The 21555-nt window shown below is 63.3% G+C and carries 15 protein-coding genes; 9 read left to right on the forward strand and 6 right to left on the reverse strand.

Translation table 11 applies throughout. The features are described 5' to 3' along the window. From BI343_RS13700 to BI343_RS13725, 6 genes are all read left to right on the forward strand, one after another. The coding region (locus tag BI343_RS13700; protein ID WP_244886654.1) for an Ig-like domain-containing protein at window positions 1–3306 on the forward strand (3306 nt) is incomplete at its 5' end. 144 nt (window positions 3307–3450) lie between these two features. Then, the gene (locus BI343_RS13705) at window positions 3451–4905 is read left to right on the forward strand and encodes a TolC family protein (protein ID WP_223253348.1); all 1455 of its coding nucleotides are present in this window, start codon (window positions 3451–3453) and stop codon (window positions 4903–4905) included. Further along, window positions 4872–5645, forward strand: coding sequence for an efflux RND transporter periplasmic adaptor subunit (locus tag BI343_RS13710; RefSeq protein ID WP_244886655.1), 774 nt, complete (start codon window positions 4872–4874; stop codon window positions 5643–5645). Before BI343_RS13705 ends, BI343_RS13710 begins: the two co-directional genes overlap by 34 nt. A gap of 3 nt (window positions 5646–5648) precedes the next feature. Next, the gene (locus tag BI343_RS13715; protein WP_071110109.1) at window positions 5649–6977 is read left to right on the forward strand and encodes an efflux RND transporter periplasmic adaptor subunit; all 1329 of its coding nucleotides are present in this window, start codon (window positions 5649–5651) and stop codon (window positions 6975–6977) included. A 3-nt stretch (window positions 6978–6980) separates the two neighbouring features. Beyond that, window positions 6981–9089, forward strand: coding sequence for a site-2 protease family protein (locus tag BI343_RS13720; protein WP_244886656.1), 2109 nt, complete (start codon window positions 6981–6983; stop codon window positions 9087–9089). Between the two features lie 77 nt (window positions 9090–9166). Beyond that, on the forward strand, window positions 9167–9697 hold the full coding sequence (locus BI343_RS13725; RefSeq protein WP_071110110.1) for a GNAT family N-acetyltransferase: 531 nt from the start codon (window positions 9167–9169) through the stop codon (window positions 9695–9697). 23 nt (window positions 9698–9720) lie between these two features. On the opposite strand, the gene BI343_RS13730 is transcribed toward BI343_RS13725, so the two are convergent. Together BI343_RS13730 and BI343_RS13735 are read right to left on the reverse strand one after the other, a co-directional pair. Further along, window positions 9721–10056, reverse strand: a complete 336-nt coding sequence (locus BI343_RS13730) for a hypothetical protein (protein ID WP_071110111.1) — start codon at window positions 10054–10056, stop codon at window positions 9721–9723. A 62-nt stretch (window positions 10057–10118) separates the two neighbouring features. Further along, entirely contained in the window at window positions 10119–10706 is a 588-nt protein-coding gene (locus tag BI343_RS13735) for a phage tail protein (RefSeq protein ID WP_043626767.1), read from the reverse strand. 233 nt (window positions 10707–10939) lie between these two features. Here BI343_RS13735 and BI343_RS13740 point away from each other — a divergent pair, with 233 nt between their 5' ends. Then, the gene (locus BI343_RS13740; RefSeq protein WP_280513336.1) at window positions 10940–13201 is read left to right on the forward strand and encodes a DNA internalization-related competence protein ComEC/Rec2; all 2262 of its coding nucleotides are present in this window, start codon (window positions 10940–10942) and stop codon (window positions 13199–13201) included. Here the strand turns inward: BI343_RS13740 and BI343_RS13745 are convergent. From BI343_RS13745 to BI343_RS13760, 4 genes are read right to left on the reverse strand one after another with little or no spacing between them, the layout of a single operon-like run. Then, window positions 13188–14078, reverse strand: a complete 891-nt coding sequence (locus BI343_RS13745; RefSeq protein ID WP_071110113.1) for an ATP-binding response regulator — start codon at window positions 14076–14078, stop codon at window positions 13188–13190. The genes BI343_RS13740 and BI343_RS13745 overlap by 14 nt on opposite strands. Next, entirely contained in the window at window positions 14068–16650 is a 2583-nt protein-coding gene (locus tag BI343_RS13750) for an ATP-binding protein (RefSeq protein WP_071110114.1), read from the reverse strand. The genes BI343_RS13745 and BI343_RS13750 overlap by 11 nt, the downstream gene beginning before the upstream one ends. A 10-nt stretch (window positions 16651–16660) precedes the next feature. Further along, complete coding sequence (locus BI343_RS13755) at window positions 16661–17437, reverse strand: ParA family protein (RefSeq protein ID WP_083340968.1); 777 nt, start codon at window positions 17435–17437, stop codon at window positions 16661–16663. A gap of 35 nt (window positions 17438–17472) precedes the next feature. Beyond that, complete coding sequence (locus tag BI343_RS13760) at window positions 17473–17958, reverse strand: surface-adhesin E family protein (RefSeq protein ID WP_071110115.1); 486 nt, start codon at window positions 17956–17958, stop codon at window positions 17473–17475. 272 nt (window positions 17959–18230) lie between these two features. On the opposite strand from BI343_RS13760, the gene recQ reads away from it, so the two are divergent. Further along, window positions 18231–20027 (forward strand): DNA helicase RecQ, encoded by a 1797-nt coding sequence (recQ, locus tag BI343_RS13765; protein WP_071110116.1) that lies wholly within the window; start codon window positions 18231–18233, stop codon window positions 20025–20027. Between the two features lie 88 nt (window positions 20028–20115). Further along, window positions 20116–21333: a bifunctional glutamate N-acetyltransferase/amino-acid acetyltransferase ArgJ gene (argJ, locus tag BI343_RS13770; protein WP_071110117.1), complete on the forward strand. Its 1218-nt coding sequence runs from the start codon at window positions 20116–20118 to the stop codon at window positions 21331–21333. The last annotated feature ends 222 nt before the right edge of the window (window positions 21334–21555 follow it).

A 21555-nucleotide genomic window follows, 5' to 3' on the forward strand; every position in this document is an offset into this window, starting at 1 on the left:
AGCGACACCCCCAGCTTCAGCGGTGGCAACCTGACGGTGCACATTTCCGCCAACGGCCAGAGCGCCGAGGACGCGCTGGGCATTTCCACCAGCGGCTCCATCACGCTTTCCAGCGGCACCAGCGTCGGCAGCACGGTGTCGGTGGGCGGGGTGGCCATCGGCACCATCGCCACCAATGGCGACGGCGTCAGCGGCCATGATCTGATCGTCAGCTTGAACAGCAACGCCACCGCCAGCCGGGTGAGCACGCTGGTGGATGCGCTGACCTACAACGATACCGCAGCCGGCATCCCCAATACGTCTACCCGCACCATTCAGGTCACGGTCAATGATGGACGCGGCGGCACCAGCAGCGCCGCCAGCGTGACGATGGCGGTCAGCGCCGCGCCGCTGCTGTCCGCCAGCGGCGGCAGCGCCGCCTTCACCGCCGGAGACAACGCCACCTCCACGCCGGTGGCAGTGGACAGCGGCATCACGGTGACGGACAACGCCAGTCCCACGCTGGCCAGCGGCACGGTGTCCATCACTGGCAACTTTCACAGCGGTGAGGACACGCTGGCGTTCAGCAATACCAACTCCACCACCTACGGCAATATCGTCGGTAGCTACAACAGCGGCACCGGGGTGCTGACGCTGACCTCCAGCGGCGCTACCGCCACGCTGGCGCAGTGGCAGGCCGCCTTGCGCGCGGTCACCTACACCGACAGCGCGGTGACGCCCAATACTGCCACGCGCACAGTCAGCTTCCAGGTGGCGGACGGCAGCAGCAATAGCAGCGCGATTTTGACGCGCACGGTAACGGTGACGGCCACTGACCAAACACCTATCGCCACCGCCAGCGGCGGCAGCACGGCCTTCACCGCCGGTGACAACGCCACTTCTACCCCGGTGGTGGTGGACAGCGGTATTACCGTGTCCGACCTCGACAACACCACGCTGGCCAGCGGCACGGTATCGATCACCGGCAACTTCCATAGCGGCGAAGATGTGCTCAGCTTCACCAATACCAGCGCCATCACCTACGGCAATATCGTCGGCAGCTACAACAGCGGCACCGGGGTGCTGACGCTGACCTCCAGCGGCGCGACGGCCACGCTCTCCCAATGGCAGGCGGCGCTGCGCGCGGTGAAGTACACCGATAGCGCGGTGACGCCGAACAATGCCACCCGTACCGTCAGTTTTGTGGTCAACGACGGCACCAAGAACAGCGCGGCGACCACCAAGACGGTAACGGTGGCCGCTACCGACCAGACGCCGCTGCTGACAGCCAGCGGTGGCAGCGCCGCTTTCACCGCCGGCAACAACGTCACGTCCACGCCGGTGGCCGTGGATACCGGCATTACCGTGTCTGACCTTGACAACACCACACTGGCCAGCGCGACGGTGTCGATCACCGGCAACTTCCATAGCGGCGAGGATACGCTGGCGTTCACCAATACCAATCCACCACTACGGCAATATCAGCGCCAGCTACAACAGCGGCACCGGGTGCTGACGCTGACCTCCAGCGGCGCGACGGCGACGCTGGCGCAATGGCAGGCCGCGTTGCAGGCCGTCACCTACAACGACACCGCCGGCTCGCCCAATACCGCCACCCGCACGATCAGCTTCACCGTCAACGACGGTACCGTCAACAGCGCCGCCGTTACCCGCAATATCGCCATTCAATTGCCGACACCGACCGTGACTGGCCTAACGGCCGGCACGGATACCGGCAGCAGCAGTTCCGACGGCATCACCAGCGACAACACCCCTACGGTGACCGGTACGGCCGAAGGAGGCAGCACCGTCACCATCTATGTGGATGGCGTCAGCGTTGGCACGACTACTGCCAACGGTAGCGGCGCTTGGAGCTACAACTTCAGCTCCAGCCTGACCGACGGCAGCCACGCCATTACCGCGATGGCGACCAGCGGCAGTGTGAACAGCAGCGTATCCAGTGGCTACTCTGTGACGATAGACACCGCCGCGCCGACCGCGCCGGCCGGCCTCGCGCTGAGCGCGGCGACCGACACCGGCAGCAGCCACAGCGACGGCATCACCGACAACAACCAGCCGACGGTGCAAGGCACGGCCGAAGCCGGCAGTACGGTGACGGTCTATGTCGACGGTACGGCAGTGGGCACGGCGACGGCAAACGGCAGCGGCGTGTGGAGCTACAACCTGAGCAGTCCGCTGGCAGACGGCAACCACAGCATCCGGGCGACCGCGACCGACGCGGCCGGCAATGTCAGCGCGCAGTCTGGCGGATACAACTTCATTGTGGATACCAGCAGTCCGCAGGTGCAGAGCTTTACCGCAGCCGATTCGCTGAGCACTTCCGCCAGTACCTTGTCGTATCAAGTGGTGTTCAGCAAGCCTGTGGCGTCGTTCAATGCCGCTGCCTTGTCGGTGGTGGCGGATAGCGGGGTGACCGCGACGATCTCCAGCGTGACGCAGATCAATGCCACGACCTACGCCATTCAGTTGACCGGCGTCAGCGGCGGCGGCGCGCTGTCGGTGGCGATCAAGAACGGCACGGTGACCGATTTGGCGGGCAACACGCTCTCCGGATCAATCAAGGCGCCTGTCTATCATTTGACGACAACGACCGTGACGAGCGTCAGTAACCCCATTACGCCGGCAACCCCGTTGATCCAGCCAACGGCCAGCAACAGCATTCAATTGCCGCCGATCACGCCGAATATCGTATTGGCGGCTGTCAGCGGCAATCCGATTGTGACGACGACCGGAAGCAATACGGTGCCCGGAACGGTCACGCTGCCGGTCACCGAGCACGTCGGCAGCGGCATTGCGACGCCGACCTTCGGCGGGACGGACAACGTCAACGGCGCCGTGCCGTCTTTCGTCAGCAATGTGGCGATCAATCCCGCCATTGCCTTGCAGGTCAATCCGGATCTAGGCGTTCGTCCGCTGGTGTCCGGCCAGTCGTTTTCCCTCACGCTGCCGCCAGCCACCATCATCACCCGGGAGTCGTCGGCAAACCTGAGCATCGTGGCCCGGCAAAGCGATGGCCAGCCATTGCCATCCTGGCTGAAGTTCGATCCGGCGACCGGCAAGTTCACTGGCCAGGCACCGGCGGGCTGGAATAAGCCGATTTCAATCGACATTCGAGTGCAGGACAAGAGCGGCCACCACGGCAATAGCCATATCCAGCTCAATTTCGGCCAATCGCGCGCGAACGGAGCGGCAGGCGGCAAGGCGATAGGCAAAACGGTCGCAGGGAAACTGGCGCTGAACCAGCAGTTCGATAAGCATGGGCACAAGGCTTTCCTGCAGCAAATGCAAGATTGGTTGGAGGGGTAAGGCGCAATCACAGGCAGGCTCGGTCGGGTAGAAGACAGCGCAGGGCATTGCCCTGGCAATCTCAAAGCTCAAGGGGGCGGAAGCATGCAAGCCGTAAAACAAGCAAGATCATGGACCGTTAGATGGATCCCGTTAGCGGTAACTGTGGCTTTGACCGGGTGCGCGGTGACGCCGCAGCCGTTGAGCGTGGCGGATCGCCAAGCGACCTTGGCTGCCGATCGCCAGGCGATGTTCGGCAGCCAGGAGCCGTTGACTGGCCCGGTAACGCTGCAGGAGGCGATGGCGCGCGCCTTGAAATACAACCTCGATTACCGAGTGAAGCTGATGGAGGAGGCGATGGCGCAGCGCCAGCTGGATTTGTCCAGTCTGGACATGCTGCCGAAGCTGGCGTTGGCGGCTGGATATACGGCCCGCAACAAGGACAATGCCTCGTCCTCGCAAAATGTGGCAACCGGAGAGCAATCGCTGGTGCCGTCCATCTCCTCGGAAAAGCATGACCGCACAGCCGATTTGAACCTGAGCTGGAATGTGCTGGATTTCGGCGTCAGTTATTTTTCCGCTCAGCAGCAGGCGGACAGAGTGCTCATCTTGGAGCAGCGCAAGCGCAAGGTGGCGCAGCAGCTGATGCAGCAGGTGAGGGAAGCGTGGTGGCAGGCCGCGGGCGCGCAGCGGCTGCAGGGCCGGGTAGATGCCTTGCTGAAGCAGGCCGAATCTGCCTTGGGGGATGCGCGTCAAGTCGAGCAGCAGAAATTGCGCTCACCGTTGGATGCGCTCAATTACCGGCGTCAATTGCTTGATGTGATCCGCCAGATGAGCGCGGTGCGCAACGCGCTGTCGCAGGCCAAGCCGCGGCTGGCCGCCATCATGAACGTCATGCCTGGCCAGGATTTCCAGATCGCGCAGCCGGCCGACATGCCGGTGCCGACGCTGGGCATCGATATCGACAAGATGGAAGATATGGCTTTGCTGAACCGGCCGGAGGTGGTGGAGGCGCATTACAACCAGCGCATCAGCGCGCTGGAAACGCGCAAGGCCATCGCCAAGCTGCTGCCGGGGCTGGAGTTCAGCGTGGGCCAGCATTACGACAGCAATAAATTCCTGATCAACAATGCCTGGAGCGATGCCGGTCTGCGCATCAGCTGGAACTTGCTGAATCTGTTCAGCGCCGGCGCCATCACGCGCACTGCGCAGGCACAGGTCGAAGTGGACAAGGCGCAGCGCATGGCGCTGAACATGGCGGTGCTGACCCAGGTTCACGTTGCCTATCTGGACTATCAGGGCAAGGCGCGGCAGTACGAGCTGGAGCACGAGCTGAACAGCGTGGATCAAGCGATCTACGAGCAGACTCGCAACGCGGTGGACAGCGGCGCGTCCGCCAGGCTGCAGGGCATTCTGGCGGACGCCAACGCCGTCTTCTCGTCCTTGCGCCTGTATCAGTCCTATGGAGACATGCAAAATGCCTATGGCCTGATGGGCGCGAGCCTGGGGCTGGACCCGCTGCCGGCGTCGACCAAGGGATATGACCTGGCCTCGCTCAGCCAGGCGTTCCAGGGTGCGGAAAACAAGTGGCAAGGCACGGTGGCTGGGGGCGCGAAATGAAAACCGGCTACCTAGCGATGTGCTTCTGGCTGGCGGGAGCTGCCATGGCCGCCGCTCCGCAGGCGGGCTCGTCGGTCAACGCCGCCGACGGCCGCATACGCGTGCAACTGATGTCGCGCCATGCCGTGACCTTGTCCAGCGAGATTCCGGCCAAGATATCCGCGATTCCTGTGGTGGAGGGCGGCAGTTTCCGCCGCGGTCAGGCCTTGGTCGAGTTCGATTGCAGCAGTTATCGCGCCCAGTTGCACAAGGCCCAGGCTTCGCTGGAGGCGGCCAGCCAGTTGCTGAAAGTGGATAATCAACTGGCCAAGTACAACTCGGTGGGTACGCTGGAACTGACCCAGGCCCAGGGCAAGGCCAAGGAGGCGGCCGCCGACGCCAGCTATGCCCAGACCCTGGTGTCCAAGTGCAGCATCGTTGCGCCGTTTGACGGGCGGGTCGCCAAGCGTAGCGCGGCAGTCCATCAATACGTCAATCCCGGCAACCCGATTCTGGACATCGTCGATTCCGACTCGCTGGAACTGCGCATGTTGGTGCCGTCCAAATGGCTGGCGACGTTGAAGCCAGGCAGTCGTTTCACGATGGCTGTGGATGAGCTGGGAGCCAGCTTTCCGGCCAAGATAGAGCGACTGGGCGCGCAAATCGATCCGGTCAGCCAGTCCATCCTGGCCATAGGCGTGATAGACGGCAAGGCGGCCAACCTATTGCCCGGCATGAGCGGCTGGGCCAGTTTCAAATAAGCCATGGGACACGCCGATCGAAGTCGAGAACTGGCCACTTTGCTGCAGCTGTTGCATCGCGCGCGCGAGGCGGACAGCGCGGCGAGGCTGGGCTTCATCATGGTCAATGAGAGCCTGCAGTTGTTGCCGTATCGCCAGGCGGCCTTTTGGCGCGAAGGCTTGCACAGCCATATCGTCGCGCTGTCCGGTTTAGCCGAACCCGATCCCACCGCGCCCTATCTGCAATGGCTGTCGGCGTTGTTTCGTTATCTGCGGCCCGGGCCGGGCGATGTCGCGGCTAGCCGCAGCTTCGCAGCGGCCGACCTGCCGGATGCCTTGAGCCAGGAGTGGGGGCATTGGCTGCCGGAGCATGGCTTATGGCTTTCGCTGGGCGAGCACGGCGCCTTGCTGCTGGCGCGCGATCTTCCCTGGACCGAATACGAGTTGCGGTTGGCGGAGGAGCTGGCACACGGTTATGCCCATGCGCTGCGCCCATTCGCGCCCCGGCGCAACTGGCGCGCGAAGGTTGGCGATTGGCTGAAGCCGGGGCCGCGCCGCAAGCGCTTGTTGCTCGCCGTGCTGGTGCTGGTGTGTTTCCCGGTGCGTTTGAGCGTGCTGGCGCGCGCGGAAGTGGTGCCGGATGACCCGGTCCTGCTGCGGGCGCCGGTGTCCGGGGTGATAGACAAGGTCGCAGTATTGCCCAACCAGCCGGTCAAGCGCGGAGCGGCCCTGTTCGATCTCGATGCCACGGTGCTGACCGGGCAATTCGAGTTGGCGCGGGAGGAGGCGAAAGCCGCGGAGGAAAGTTTTCGCGCCAGCGCCCAGTTGGCGCTGACCGACGACAAGGGCAAGCTGGCGCTGGCCGAGGACAAGGCCAAGCTGGAAGAGAAGGACATCACGGCGGACTTCGCCGGTCGTGAATTGAAGCGGCTGCATGTTACAGCGCCGTCCGACGGCGTGGTGGTGTTCTCCGACCGCAATGACTGGCAGGGCAAGGCCGTGGCGCAAGGCGAGAAAGTCATGACGCTGGCCGATCCCGCCAAAGTGGAATTGACCGCCTGGCTGCCGGCGGCGGAGGCGATCGCCGTGCAGCCGGGCAGCCAGGTCACCTTGTATCCCAATGCCTCGCCGTTCCGCTCCTATGACGCAGTCTTGCAGCGCGTGGCCTACAAGGCGGAAGTCAGCGAGGGCAATCTGCTGGCCTATCGTTTGCAGGCGCGTTTCGAGAGAGGCCAACGCCTGCCGCAGCTCGGGCAGATGGGGACGGCCAGGGTGTATGGGGACTGGGTGCCTTTGAGCTACTACGTTTTGCGGCGGCCATTGACCGCGGCCCGCCAGTGGCTGGGGTGGTAAGCGATGGAAATCAAGGGATTGCCGCCATTGCGTCAGGAATTGACGCTGCATACGGGGCCGGCGCAGTCCGATGGCTCGCCCAGCTGGATGCTGCATGATCCGTCTGCCAACCGCTTTTATCAGCTCGGTTGGGCCAGTTTTGAAATGCTGTCGCGCTGGCAGCTGGGCAACGGGCCGGAGCTATTGGCGTCGGTCAATGCCGAAACCACGCTGCAGCTTAACCCGGACGATCTGCGGCAATTGCTGCTTTTTTTGCGGCAACACCAATTGCTGCAAGCCGGCAGCGAGTCCGAAAGCGACTGGCTGTGGCGGCTGCATCTGGCCGGCAAGCCCGGTTATGCGATGTGGTTGCTGAAAAACTACCTGTTTTTCCGCATCCCCTTGCTGCGGCCGGAGGCCGCTTTGAACTGGGCTTTGCCTCGGCTTGGCCTGTTGTTCCGCCCGGCGTTCTGGTGGTTGACTGCCGGCGTCGTCCTGTTTGGCCTGGGCATGGTTTCCCGCCGCTGGGATGAGTTCACCCATACCTTCTCGGCATACGGCGGATGGGCCGCCGCGATGGGCGTCGCCATTTCCTTGGGCCTGGCGAAAATCCTGCATGAGCTTGGCCATGCGCTGACCGCGCGGCATTTCGGCTGCCGGGTGCCGACGATGGGCGTAGCCTTTTTGGTGATGATGCCGGTTTTATACACCGACACAAACGATGTCTGGAAGCTGCCGTTGCGGCGGCAGCGGCTGCTGATCGGCGGCGCCGGCATGTTGGCGGAGCTGACATTGGCGGCCTGGGCCACGTTTGTTTGGAATTTTCTGCCGGATGGCCCGTTGCGTGCAGGCGTTTTTCTGTTGGCGACCACTACCTGGCTGGCGACGCTGGCCATCAATGCCAGTCCCTTCATGCGTTTCGATGGTTATTTTCTGTTGGCCGACTGGCTGGGCGTGCCCAATCTGCATGGACGGGCGTTTGCGCTGGCACGCTGGCAAATGCGCCGCGTCTTGCTGGGTTTGGACGATCCCGAGCCGGAGCGCTTTCCGCCCGCGCGGCAGCGCGGCCTGATTCTGTTCGCCTGGGCAACCTGGCTATATCGCCTGGTGCTGTTCACGTCCATCGCCTTTCTGGTGTATCACCTGTTCTTCAAGGCCTTGGGCATTTTGCTGCTGGCGGTTGAGCTGGGCTGGTTCATCGCGCGCCCGATTGCCGGCGAGTTGCGGATCTGGTGGCTGCGGCGGGCAGATTTGCGCTGGCAGTGCGAGACGCGCCGCAGCGCCGCGTTACTGGGTCTGGCGTTGCTATTCCTCATCTTGCCCTGGCAAAACGATATCGCCAGCCCGGCGGTGATGGGCGCGGCGCAATCACAAGGGTTGTATGCGCCGGAAGGCGCCGTGGTGGCAGAAGTGCTGGCGAAGGATGGGCAGCGGGTGCGGAAGGGCCAGTTATTGCTCAAGTTGTATTCCTCGGCGCTGGCGCAGCAATTGGCGGTGGCCAGGGCCATCGAGCGCGGCCTGGCTTGGCGAGTGGCGCAGCAACCGTTCAACACGGCTTTGCAGCAGCAAGGGCAAACTCTGCAGAAACAGTGGCAGGCCGCGCAACAGCAGGTAGAGGGTCTGGCGCAGCAAGAAAAGCGCTTATGGTTGACCGCGCCGTTCGATGGCCGGCTGGCCGACGTCAGCGACGCGCTTCGCGCTGGCACCGTGGTGGCGGCTGGCGAGCGTCTGCTGCAGGTGGTCGGACCATATGGCATGCGCGGCGATGCCTATGTCGATGAGGATGAGCTGGGCAGCTTGCGCAGCGGCGGTCACGCCACCTTCGTGGCGGACAGCGGCGAGGGACTGGCGGTGTCTTGCCGGCTGGGCGCGATCGATCGCCTGAATCTGGCGACGCTGGATCAACCGGTGCTGGCATCCACGTATGGCGGACCGATAGCGACTGAATCGCGAGATTACGGCCTGGTGCCCTTGCACGCGTTGTTCCGGGTCCGGCTGGAGGGGTGTGACCAGCGCTTGTCGCCGCTGAGAGAAATGGCTGGCGTCGCGCGCTTGAGCGGCGAGCATTACAGCCTGCTGCAGCGAGGCTGGCAGCGCCTGACTGCGGTGCTGGAGCGCGAGGCGGGGCTTTGATCTCACCATCCGAAGGGGTGCCCCGCTTATGCAAGCGATGTTTCCATTCCAACCACTTGTCGTCATGAGGAGCTTCGATGTCAGCCGAACTCAATTTCTCATCCATGGCGCACGGCTTGTCGCTCAGGCCCGTGCGCAGTGGGGACGAGGCGTGCATCAATCGGATCTACCGCAGCGCGCGGCCCGATCTGCTGCTGATAGATGGGGAGGCCGATCTGATCGAGACGGTGCAGCGTCAGCAATATCAGGTGTTGCAGATGGGCGCGGGACAGCAATTTCCCAATGCGATGCATTTCATGGTGGAGAAGCTAGGCAGCGCGGTCGGCGTGGTCATGGTCGACTTCGGGCACAACGAAGTGCGCATCATCTTTCTGGCCATGCTGCCGGAGGCGCGCGGCAAGGGCTACGGCAAAGTGGTGTTGCAGGGCCTGCAGCAAGCCGCGCGGCAGGTGCGGTGTCCGCTGGCCGCCGTGGTGTGGCATAACAACGGCCAGGCTCGGAAGCTGTATCAGTCGCTGGGCTTCGTTCTGGAGGAGCCGGGCGCGATGGCGGATAAGCTGGTCTGGTATCCGCAGGCGGAGAGCATCATGGTCGGGGCGACTGGATAGCCTGAATCACGCGCGGACCGCATCTAATTGAATGGCAGTTGAAAGTAGCAATACTGCCGGTCTCGTCCCATGGCCCCGGTGCGGCTGATCCAGACATTCTCCAGCGTGCGCTGGGGCTGATTTTCCGCCGCCGGCAGCTGCAAGTGGCCTACCGCATCCACCAATGGAGTGGCGCCGACTGCGATCAGCTCCACCACGAAAGGCGTACGCTGCTCCGCTTCCCAGCCCGGCACTTGCGATAGCGGCTTTTGGCGCACCGATTGAATTTGCAGCTCAAGCTCCACTTGCTCCGGCACCAGGAAATGGCAGACGTGGCCGATCAAGGGGACGAAGTCTTCGCTGCGCAGTTGGTTCAGCATCACGCTCTCCTCGGGATTTTTTGTCGCCAGGCGGCAACGGCCCTGCCGCCTGTTGGCCGCTGTTATTGCCTGGTGGGGAAGATGCCTTGCACCGCGATGCAGAAGTTCAGCGCCAGGTACGGGTTCAACACGCTGACCGGGGTATTGCCGCCGGCGACATCCGTATTGCCGCTCAGGCCCAGGCCCTTGACGGTGACCGGGCTTTCCAATTGCTGGCTCCAGATGGTGGCCAGGCCGGTGCCGCCGCCGGATGCGCCGAGATACGGGTTGTTGGCGCTGGGTGTGCTGGCCGGCGTGGTTGGATTCGGCACCGTTGTGGCCTGGAAGCTGACGTTGACGCTGGAGGTGCCGTGGTTGTGAAGCGGCATATTGGCGGTCAACAGCGCGACGGTTTGATGGCCGCCGAAATTGCCGATGGCGTAGGACGGCAGATTGTAAGTGGGTTGAGCCGGTCCGATGCTGATCGGCATCCGTCCACACAAATTGGGCAGCTGGAAGGTGCTGCTGCCATTGCCGCCGTAATGCGAGCCGATGACGGCGAACAGCGCCTGATTCTGGCTGACCTGCAGCGTCTGACCCTGGCATTGCGCCCAGTCCACCGGCGGATAGTCAAAACCAAAGGGGATAATGGTGCCGATATAAGCGTCCACGCTTGCTCCTTCGTCGGATGATCCTGTCGGCGGAATTGCCGGCAGGGGAGAAACATCCATCGTTGACATAGGTTTAGCCCATGGGGACGCTAATTCAATAGTCATTGTCATAATTTATGATAAGTAGTTTCACTTAAGCATTTAAACCACAGCCAAAGCTTCGCGCAGGACGGATGGGGAGTGCGCGATGGCGAGGATGGAACCATGTCTGGGGGACGGGCATGCCTTTACTGATGGGGTGGGCAGCTGGGATTGTGGCCTGCGCTTTCCTGTCCGAGTTGCCGGCTACCAGCGTGCTCGCCGGAGGGATCGTTGGGGCGGCTGGACTGATGTGGCGGACAATCCCGCGTTGGCGGCCGTACACCGTCTTTCTCTTCGCATTGACGCTGGGTCTGGCTTATGCCGACTGGCGCGCGCAGGCGCGAATGAGTCAGGAGTTGGCGGCCGAATGGGCGAAAAAGCCGGTTGAGTTCATCGGCACGGTGCGGGGCTTGCCGGACCCGGGCGAGTTTGGCGTGCGGCTGACGCTGGAAGTGGAGCGTGTGTTGACGCCAGGCGCATCGTTGCCGCCCAGGGTGCAGTTATTCGATTACCGAAGCCAAGCTTGGCCGCCAGGCAGCCGTTGGAGACTGTCCGCCCGCTTCAAGCCGCGACGCGGTAGCGCCAACGCGTTTGGCTTCGATGCGGAACAATGGCTGTGGTCGGAAGGGTTGCTGGCCAGCGGTTCGGCCGGCAAGGAACGGTTTCGCCTGGCGGACCGCGCGGATGCGATGGCATGGGTCGATGGCTGGCGCGCCGCGCAGGTGGGGCGGATCGAGAGCGTGCTCGGCGTCGGGCGCGAGTCGGCGCTGGTGGCCGCGCTGACCGTCGGCGCCCAGCAGCGGGTGGCGCGGGAGGACTGGCGCTTGTTCTCCGCCACCGGCCTGACCCATATCGTTTCCATTTCCGGCCTGCATATCACCATGTTGGCCGGTTTGGCCGCCTGGACGGCTTCTTGGCTGCTGCGGCGCTGGCCCATGTTTAGATCGCCGCGGGTGGCCACGGCGGCGGTCGCCTGGCTGGTGGCGGCGGGCTACGCGCTGCTGGCGGGGTTCTCGGTGCCGACGCAGCGCACCTTGTTCATGCTGCTGGTCGGCGGCGGCTGTCTGTTGCTGCGCCGTCAGCTATCGCCGTTTCAGGCCTGGTGGCTGGCCTTGGCGCTGGTGTTGCTGCTCGACCCTTTTGCCGTACTGGCGCCGGGGTTGTGGTTGTCGTTTGGCCTGGTTGCCGCCCTGATGTTTGGATCGTGGGCGCGCAGACGACCGGCTGCGGCCTGGCGCGCCGCGCTGGGCGGCCAGTGGTCGGCGGCAGTCGCCAGCCTGGTGCCGTTGGCGGCCTGGTTTGGCGGGTTTCCCCTGGTCTCGCCCTTGGCCAATGCGCTGGCGATTCCCTATGTGTCCCTGCTGTTGACGCCCGTCGCGCTTTTGGCGGTGTTGTCGCCCTGGGATGGTTTGCTGCCTTTGGCTGGATTATTGGTTCATGGGTTTTACTGGGGAGTGGATTGGCTGGCGCGAGGTCCGGCCTGGCATGTCGCCGGCCCTCCGTGGCCCTTGCTGGTTTCGGCCGCGATCGGCAGCGTCTGGCTGATTGCCCCGCGTGGGGTGTCGGGCAAGGGGTTGGCCTGCCTGTTGTTGCTGCCCGCGCTGGTTTATCGTCCGGCGGGGCCCAAGGAGGGAGCCTTTCGGGTGACGGTGCTGGATGTCGGACAGGGGCTGTCCATGCTGGTGCAGACCACGCGGCATGCGCTGTTGTTCGATACCGGCGCCGGCGATGCCGGTCGGGTGGTGCTGCCGCAGTTGCGCGGCTTGGGGGTGGCATCTCTGGATGCCTTGCTGTTATCGCATCATGATGCGGATCATGACGGCGCGGCGGAAGGCGTGTTGCGTGAGATGCCGGCGCGGCGTTTGCTGGCGGGGCAGCCGCAAACGCTGCCTGCCTGGCCAGCCCGGCCTTGCCGGCAAGGCGATGCATGGACCTGGGATGGCGTGCGCTTCGAGGTGCTGGCGCCATGGCCGGATATGCAGCCGACGGAGGACAACGCGCATAGTTGCGTGTTACGGGTGGCTGGCGCCAAGCATGCGCTGCTGGTCAGCGGCGATGCGCCGGCGCAGGTGGAGGAGGCGCTGGTTGCGCATTATGGAGAGCGCTTGCGCAGCACGGTGCTGATCGCTGGCCACCATGGCAGCAGAACCTCGAGCAGCGAGGTTTGGCTGAAGGCGGTCCGGCCGCGGCTGGCCGTGGTCAGCGCCGGCTATATGAATCGTTATCGCCATCCGCATCCGGCGGTGCTGCATCGTCTGCGGCAGCAGGGCATCGCGCTGCTGCGTACCGATCTGGATGGCGCCTTGACCCTTGAATTGGCGGATGCGGTGGACTGGCAATGCCTTCGCCTGCGGCAGGCTCGCTATTGGCGGGCGCGCGGCGATTGCGCGGCCCAGTCGCTCACGTCTGATTGACTACGGCGATCACGCGGTTGCCCTTGCCTTCGTAGCGCAGGCTGTCGAACGACAGCTTGCGGGCGATCAGGATGCCGCGGCCGTGGCAGGTCATCAGCGAGGCCGGTTCCGCGTTTTGATAGTACGCCCAGTCGAAGCCGTCCCCCATGTCCTCGATGGTGAATTGCAGCTGGTGGCCTTGGTGGTCGAATTCCAAAGCGACTTGACGGTCGCTGTACTCCGGGGCCTGCAGCCGGTTTTCCAGTTCCTTTTCCCAGGTGCCGGCGGCAATCAGCTGGCTTTTCTCTTCGTAGCTGATGCCCAGGTTGCCGTGCTCGATGGCGTTGACCAGCAGCTCGAACAGGCCGGTGGCCACGCGTTCCGGCTGGCGGCTGGTTTTGGCCAGCAAGGCGGTGATCGCCTGCGCTTCGCGGTGGGTTCGGCAGCGGAAGCGGGCGGTTTGCAGATGGCGCAGCGCATCGACGTGCAGATTGGCCAGTTCGCGGAAATGCGCGTAGCGGTCCCAGTGGCCCACCGCCGCGCCGACGATGGCCAGCAGCATGTCGCGCGAGAACGGCTTGGTCAGATAGTAGAACGCGCCGGCGGCCAAGCCCTCCTGCACGCTGGAGGCGGCGCCCATCGCCGTTTGCATGATGACGGGCAGAAACTCCAGCCTGGGCTCGGCCTTGATCTTCTTGAGCACGTCGAAGCCGCTCATGCCCGGCATCATCTTGTCGAGCAGGATGGTGGAGAACTGTTCGCCGTCGCGTTGCAGGATGTCCCAGGCCGTCTCGCCGTTTTCCGCCAACTGGGTTTCATAGCCGGCATCCTGCAGCAGCTCGGACATCAACTCAAGGTTGAACGGCTCGTCGTCAACGAGCAAGAGTTTATGAGGCATCAGGGAGTCCCTCCTCTAGGTTCCGCTGAAACTGCCGCGGGATGCAGAATGTAAATACGGCGCCGCCATCCGGCCGATTCTGCGCGCGGATCTGTCCGTGATGGGCATGGATGATTTCACGGCTGATCGCCAAACCCAGCCCGGTGCCGCCGGCGCCGGTCTTGGTAGTGCTGCTCTGGATGAACTTGTCGAATATGGTTTCCAGTTCCTTTTCCGGAATGCCCGGACCGGCATCTTCTACACTGACAATGGCCCATTCCCGGCCTTCTTGCTCGATCAATTTCGCGTGCACTTGAATATCGGCCCCGGCTGGACTGAATTTCACGGCGTTGGACAGCAGGTTGCGTATCACTTGGCCGATGCGGAAAGGGTCGATGTCGGCGATCAGCAACTCGGGAACGCACTCCAGTTGCAGACGGATCTGGCTGCGGCCGGCCAGCGGGGTGATTTCATCGCAGGCGTCGCGCAAGCATTGGCTGAGGTTGTTGCGGCTGATTGAATAGTCCATGCGGCCCACTTCCATCTTGGCCATGTCCAACAAGTCGTTCAGCAGGGTCAGCAGGCGGTTGCCGCTGGCATTGATGCGGCCGAAGTACTGCTCCAGTTTGATATCTTCCAGGCTGCGCGCGCGCAGCTGCCCCATTTCGGTGAAGCCGAGGATGGCGTGCAGCGGGGTGCGCAGCTCATGCGACATGTTGGCGAGGAATTCGGTCTTGGCGCGGCTGGTTTCCTCCGCCAGCACCTTGGCCCGCCGCAATGTGTCTTCCATCGAGCGCTGCGCCGAAATGTCCTGGTATACCCAGATGGTGCCCAGCTTGGGCACCGATGGATTCACCGCCTTGCCGTGCAGCCGGCACCAGAACAGCTTGCCCTTACCGGTGCGCAGCCGCACTTCAGTCTGCACCACCTTGCCGTCGTTGAGCAGGCTGTACAGCGCCTTGCCTGTGCGTTCCCATTGATCCGGATTTTCAAAATAGGGCAGGGTAGGCTGGCCTATCACGTTGCGGCCCTGCTGCTGGAACAGTTCCAAAAAGGCGTTGTTGATCTGGCGCAGGTGGCGATCGACGATATAGGCCATCGCGAGCGGACTGGCGTCCAGCAGCGCCGATAGTTGCTGGCTCTGCACTTCCACCTGTTCGGCCAGGCTGTTTTTCAGGCGGATCAGCGCTTCCTCCTGCTGCTTGCGCACAGTGATGTCGCGGCAGACGGTGACATAAAACCAGTCGTCCGGCATCACCACGCGGCTTAGCGATAGCTCGACGGGCAGCAACTGGCCATCGCTGCGCAGCAGGCTGGCCTCGAATGGTCGGCCCTCGTGTTCCACGGCGGTTTGTTCGAAGGATTGGTTGGGATTGCGGCTGTACAGCTCTGGAAACAGCACGCCTACCGGCAGGTGCTCCAGCGAGGTCGCGCTCTGATCCACCAGGCCGGCCGCCGCGGGGTTGGCCTGTAGGATGTGCCCGCCGCGGTCGATCAGAATGATGGCGTCCGAGCTGGCTTGCAGTATCGCGCGCTGGCGCGCCTCGCTTTGGGCCAGCGCCTGTTCCGACTGGACCCGGTCATTGATTTGCTCGTTCAGGGTGCGCGTGTTCTGTTCCAGTTGTTGCTGCTGTAGCTGCAACTGCTTGTTCAGGCGCAGGTTCTGCCGCAGTTGGCGCTGTTGCAGCAACAGCAGCAGCGCCAGGATGCCGGCGGAGGACGCCAGCATGGTCCAGGCGGAGGGCGGCAGCGCTGGGCGAATCGGCTCAAGCGCGTAAGCGCCCAGCAACAGTTCGTTGCCGCCCACCGTGCTGCGGCGCGAGAAGCTTGGCGCATCGGAAGGGATGGCCTTGCCTGGTTGCGAGTCCAGCAGGGGAAGGTTCGGCTGATTCTTGCTCCAGACCAGCAGCCGCACGTGATGCAAGGGGTTGTCTGCGGCCAAGGCGTCGCCCATGGGCTGCGTCAGCCGCTCCTGACGCAGATTCAGCAGCAGCAGCGTGTGGTCGTCGCCCAGCCGCGTGACGATATCAAGCCGATGGTTGCCGGAACCGGCGCCCTGGCTAGGCAGAAGCATAGGCAGGTCGCTGCGGCGCGCCAAATCGAGCAGCCACTTGGTGTCGCCTTGGTGGCTCAGGTCCAGGCCTTGCGGCAAGGCGTTGGCATCATCCGGCAGATAACTGGCCACCGGGTAATACTGCATTTGCGTTGGGCTGGGCACCAGGTGCTGGTTTTGCAGATAGCGTATGCCGGTGGCGATACGGTTCTCGAATGCCTCGCGCTGGTTCTGCTCTACCAGGACCACCGTGCCAATGCCGGCAAACGGGCTATCGTCGCGCGCGACCCTGCGGGCGAGTTGCTGAAAAGCATGCGCTGGATCGCCGTTGATCAGTTGTTGCGCCATGATGCGCGAGTGTTCCAGCGCATCGCCCAGCTGCAGCACCACCAGGCTGGTGGCCAGCGAGCCCCAGTGCTGCTGTTGCTGCTGTCGCTCGCCGCGGTCGTGTTCCAGCAGCAGCCAGTATTCAGTCAGCAGCAGGGCCGCGCTTAGCGCGATGCCCAGCAGCAGCACGGAGAGGCGGTTCAACCGCGGCATATTAGCCCCGTCAGCGTTCGCTTAGTTCTTGATACAGGGCCTCGAATTCGCGCGACAGTTTGTGGCGCGGGTCCAGGAAGATCATCGGGCGCGCGGCCTGGTGCGATTCGCGGATTTTGACCGAGGCCGACAGCGGCGAGACCAGCACCGGCAGGCCTTCGGCTTTCAACTCGTCCACCAGCTTGACCGGCAGGCTGGCGCGCGGCTGGAACTGGTTGACCACGATGCCTTCTATGAACAGCGCCGGGTTGTGATCGGCGCGGATCTCGTCGGCGCTGGCCTTCAGGTTGTACAGCGCATGGCGGGAGAAAGCGTCGCAGTCGAACGGAATCAGGCAGCGATCGGCCGCGATCAGCGCGGAACGGGTGTAGAAATTCAGCGCCGGCGGCGTGTCGATCCAGATTTCGTCGTAATGCGGCGCCAACAGGTCCAGCGCTTCTTTCAGCTTGAACATCTTGTAGCGCGATTCCAGCTTGCCCATCAGCTCGGCCAGCTCCGGGTGCGAGGCCAGCAGCGACAGGCCGCTGATGGCGGTGTCGCGGACGAATTCATGCGGCTCCTTGCCGAACAGCGAGATATTGAGCATCTGCTGGAACAGGTCGGCCACGCTGGGGGAGCCGACCGCCGCGGCCTCTCCCAGCAAGTACTGGCTGGCGTTGCCTTGCGGATCGAGGTCGATCAGCAGCACGCGGCGCCCCTGGCTGGCCGCCACCGCGGCCAGGTTGACGGCGATGGTGGACTTGCCCACGCCGCCTTTCTGATTGAATACCACGCGTCGGATGGTCATGACTGACTCCTGTTGATAGCGGTGCGGCGACAGGCTCAGAAGCCGGGCTGCCCTTTGCAGACCAGCAGCATTTGTTGATAACTGGCGGAATTCTGCACAACCGGCATGGATTTTATCTGTGCGTCATTATAGGTGAAGCTGGCGATCTGCCGGCCGTTTTCATCGAACAAGGTCATGTCCAGCAAGCGGAAGGTATGCTGCGAGCAATCGATCTGCCAAGTGTTCAGCGATGTTTTGTGCCGAGGCGTGGTCAGAAAGTTCTCTTTTTTCAGATTGAAGATGGTCTTGCGGTCGCGGAAGGTCGCCAGCGCGCCCTGGCGCTTGATCGACAGCAGGTCCAGCTCATTGAGGATGTTGCCATTGGGCGAAACGCCCAGGTTTTGCCAATCGGCGCTGGCCGGTTGCGCGGCGGCCGAGGCGGGCTTGGCCGCCGTCTGGGACGCCGTGGTGGACTGCTGTGGCGTGGCGGCGCAGCCCGCCAGCAGCGTCAGGGCGAGCAGGGAGGCGATTTGGGTACGCATATCAGGGTCTCCGGAATTTCCCGCAAGTGTCGCATGGCGGAGGGGCGGCGGGGAACCGCAGCCGCGATGCGGCAGAAATTTTCAAGAATTTTGGAACTTAACTCGGGCAGGGGGAGTCTTTCACAGTGCGAGAGCATTTTTCCTCTTCGTTTCACATTGTCTCCATCCAACTTATGGCCGCCTCCCCGGGCGGCCACTTTTTTTGCCTATCGTCCCCCGCGGCGGACGCTTGCCGTACAATACCTCTTTTCCCGCAAGGCGTTTCTTCCGGCATGCACGACGCAGTCTCCATCCTTAATCATATTTTCGGCTATCCGGAATTCCGGGGCCAGCAGCTGGAGATCGTCGATCAGGTGGCGCAGGGCGGCCATGCCCTGGTATTGATGCCCACCGGCGGCGGCAAGAGCCTGTGCTATCAGATCCCGGCGCTGCTGCGCGACGGCGTGGCTATCGTGGTGTCGCCGCTGATCGCGCTGATGCAGGACCAGGTTGCAACCCTGCAGGAGCTGGGCGTGGCGGCGGCCTGCCTGAATTCCGCCACCGGGCCGGACGAGGCGCGCGACATCGCCCGCCAGGCGCGCGCCGGCACGCTCGATCTATTGTATGTGGCGCCAGAGCGGCTGCTGACGCCGCGCTTTCTGGAGTTCCTGTCGCAGCTGAAGATCGCGCTGTTCGCCATAGACGAGGCGCACTGCGTCAGCCACTGGGGCCATGATTTCCGGCCGGAGTACCAGCAACTGGGTCTGCTGGCCGAACGCTTCCCCCAGGTGCCGCGCATCGCGCTGACCGCTACCGCCGACGAGCAGACCCGGCTCGACATTATCCATTACTTGAAGCTGGCCGAGGCGCGGGTGTTCCTGTCCAGCTTCGACCGGCCTAATCTGTTCTATCAGGTAGTGGAAAAGCATAACGCCAAGAAGCAGCTGTTGGATTTCATACGCCAGGAGCATCAGGGCGCCACCGGCATCGTCTATTGCCTGTCGCGCAAGCGAGTGGAGGATACCGCGCAGTGGCTGCGCGAAAACGGCATCGAGGCGCTGGCCTACCATGCCGGCATGAGCCATGCCGAGCGCGAAGCCAACCAGCGGCTGTTCCTGCGCGAGGACGGCATCGTGATGGTGGCCACCGTCGCCTTCGGCATGGGCATCGACAAGCCGGACGTGCGCTTCGTCGCCCACATCGACATGCCGAAAAGCCCGGAAAACTTCTACCAGGAATCCGGCCGCGCCGGCCGCGACGGCGTGCCCTCAGCCAGCTGGCTGTGCTACGGCCTGAACGATGTGGTGCAGCTGCGGCAGATGATAGAAGGCGGCGAGATGGCCGAGCTGCAGAAACAGGTTGAGCTGTCCAAGCTCGATGCGATGCTGGCTTTCTGCGAAACCGCCGGCTGCCGCCGCCAGCACATCCTGGCGCACTTCGGCGAGACGAGCAAACCATGCGGCCATTGCGACAACTGCCTGCATCCGCCGATCACCTACGACGCCACCGAATCGGTGCGCAAGTTGCTGTCCTGTATTTATAGAGTGGGTCAGCGCTTCCCCACCGGCCACGTCATCGACGTGCTGCTGGGTCGGCAGAATGCCAGCATCAGCCATCACCGCCACGATCAGCTCAGCACCTACGGCATAGGCAAGGACATGAACCAGCGCTGGTGGCGCTCCATCGTCCGCCAACTGGTGGCGCGCCAGCTGGTGCAGGTGGACATCGCCCGCGGCCAGTCCCTGGTGCTGACCGATGCCTGCCGGCCGCTGCTGAAGGGCGAGCAGACCATCTATCTGCGGCCGTTGGCCGACGAGAAGAAATCGCGCGGCAGCGGCGGCGCCGACCGCTGGCTGCGCACCGAGCGCGAGGAGCGGTTGTGGCAGGCGTTGCGCCGCTGGCGCCGCCAGGTGGCCGACGAGCACAATGTGCCGGCCTACGCGGTGTTTTCCGACCGCACGCTGCGCGATCTGGTGGAAAAGCGGCCGGACAGCCTGGCCGGTTTGCAACGCATCTACGGCTTGGGCGAGCTGAAGCTGGCCCGCTATGGCGACGCGCTGTTGGATTGCCTGCGCGCGGCGCAGGGCTAAAGCCCAAACCGCGCAGGACGTTTTGTTACGCCGTGCTTGACCATATTCTTATACAATTGGTCGCATATTTGTAAATTCGGAGAATTCCATGGCAGTGAATCTGAACCCGCCGCAAGCCGGCCAGTTGCCGGCGATTGCCGGCGTCGAGCTGCTGGTGGCCGAAGCCGGCATCAAGACCGCGGGCCGCAAAGACGTGCTGGTGGTGAAGCTGGACAAGGGCAATACCGTAGCCGGCGTGTTCACCCGCAACCGATTCTGCGCGGCGCCGGTGCGGCTGTGCCAGCAGCATCTGGCCGCAGGAGTGCAGATTCGCGCGCTGGTAGTGAACACCGGCAATGCCAACGCCGGCACCGGCGTGGATGGCCACAACCGCGCGCTGGCTGTCTGCCAGGCGGTAGCGGAGCAAAACCAGCTGCAAGTGGAGCAGGTGTTGCCGTTCTCCACCGGCGTCATCCTGGAGCCGCTGCCGGCCGACAAGATCCTCCAGGCGTTGCCGACGCTGCGCCAGGCCGACTGGGCCGAGGCCGCCCAGGCCATCATGACCACCGATACCATTGCCAAGGCGGCCAGCCGCACGCTGGAAATCGACGGCAAGAAAATCTCCATCACCGGCATCGCCAAGGGATCGGGCATGATCCATCCGAATATGGCCACCATGCTGGGCTTTGTCGCCACCGATGCCGCGATCACCCGCCCGCTGTTGAATCAACTGGTCAAGGAAGTGGCGGACCAGTCCTTTAATAGCATTACCGTCGATGGCGACACCTCCACCAACGACAGCTTCATCCTGATTTCCACCGGCAAGAGCGAAGCCGCGCTGATCGACTCCGTCGAACAGCCGGCCTACCTGCAGTTGAAACAGGCGCTGCTGGAAGTGGCCATCGAACTGGCGCAGGCCATCGTGCGCGATGGCGAGGGCGCCACCAAGTTCATCACCGTCGAAGTCAATGGCGGCCGCTCGGTGGCCGAGTGCAAGGATGTGGCCTACGCCATCGCCCGCTCGCCGTTGGTGAAGACGGCCTTCTTCGCATCGGACCCGAATCTGGGCCGTCTGCTGGCGGCCATCGGCTATGCCGGCGTGGCGGATCTCGACGTCGATCGACTGTCTCTCTATCTAGATGATGCGCTGGTGGCCTGCGACGGCGGCCGCCATCCGGACTACCGCGAGGAACAGGGCCAGGCGGTGATGAACCAGAGCGAGATCACCGTGCGTGTCGAGTTGGGACGCGGCGCGGCTTGCGCCAAGGTGTGGACCTGCGACTTCTCCTATGAGTATGTCCGCATCAATGCCGACTACCGCAGCTGATCTCTCTATATAGATAAGTTGCAAAACCGGCTATCTGTGCAAAAAGCTCCCTTTCGAGGGAGCTTTTTGCATTTCAAGCCATAAGCACACACGGTCTGCTGGCCCTTTCTAAGGACGGTTCTGACGGGAAATAAATAATTTCATATTCATATATTGTTGCTTATCAGGCGTTTGCGCGACATCTCGTAAAAAACCTGCATTTTTCTCAAAAAACCTGTTGAC

The sequence above is a fragment of the Chromobacterium amazonense genome, from assembly GCF_001855565.1.
GTDB classification, from domain to species: Bacteria; Pseudomonadota; Gammaproteobacteria; order Burkholderiales; family Chromobacteriaceae; genus Chromobacterium; species Chromobacterium amazonense.

Excerpts from the sequence above, each read along its gene's own strand:
- BI343_RS13715 (WP_071110109.1), top strand. The coding sequence starts at position 5,649 with ATGGGACACGCCGATCGAAGTCGAGAACTGGCCACTTTGCTGCAGCTG.
- BI343_RS13720 (WP_244886656.1), top strand. The coding sequence starts at position 6,981 with ATGGAAATCAAGGGATTGCCGCCATTGCGTCAGGAATTGACGCTGCAT.
- BI343_RS13725 (WP_071110110.1), top strand. The coding sequence starts at position 9,167 with ATGTCAGCCGAACTCAATTTCTCATCCATGGCGCACGGCTTGTCGCTC.
- BI343_RS13730 (WP_071110111.1), bottom strand. The coding sequence starts at position 10,056 with ATGCTGAACCAACTGCGCAGCGAAGACTTCGTCCCCTTGATCGGCCAC.
- BI343_RS13740 (WP_280513336.1), top strand. The coding sequence starts at position 10,940 with ATGGGGTGGGCAGCTGGGATTGTGGCCTGCGCTTTCCTGTCCGAGTTG.
- BI343_RS13745 (WP_071110113.1), bottom strand. The coding sequence starts at position 14,078 with ATGCCTCATAAACTCTTGCTCGTTGACGACGAGCCGTTCAACCTTGAG.
- BI343_RS13750 (WP_071110114.1), bottom strand. The coding sequence starts at position 16,650 with ATGCCGCGGTTGAACCGCCTCTCCGTGCTGCTGCTGGGCATCGCGCTA.
- BI343_RS13755 (WP_083340968.1), bottom strand. The coding sequence starts at position 17,437 with ATGACCATCCGACGCGTGGTATTCAATCAGAAAGGCGGCGTGGGCAAG.
- BI343_RS13760 (WP_071110115.1), bottom strand. The coding sequence starts at position 17,958 with ATGCGTACCCAAATCGCCTCCCTGCTCGCCCTGACGCTGCTGGCGGGC.
- recQ (WP_071110116.1), top strand. The coding sequence starts at position 18,231 with ATGCACGACGCAGTCTCCATCCTTAATCATATTTTCGGCTATCCGGAA.
- argJ (WP_071110117.1), top strand. The coding sequence starts at position 20,116 with ATGGCAGTGAATCTGAACCCGCCGCAAGCCGGCCAGTTGCCGGCGATT.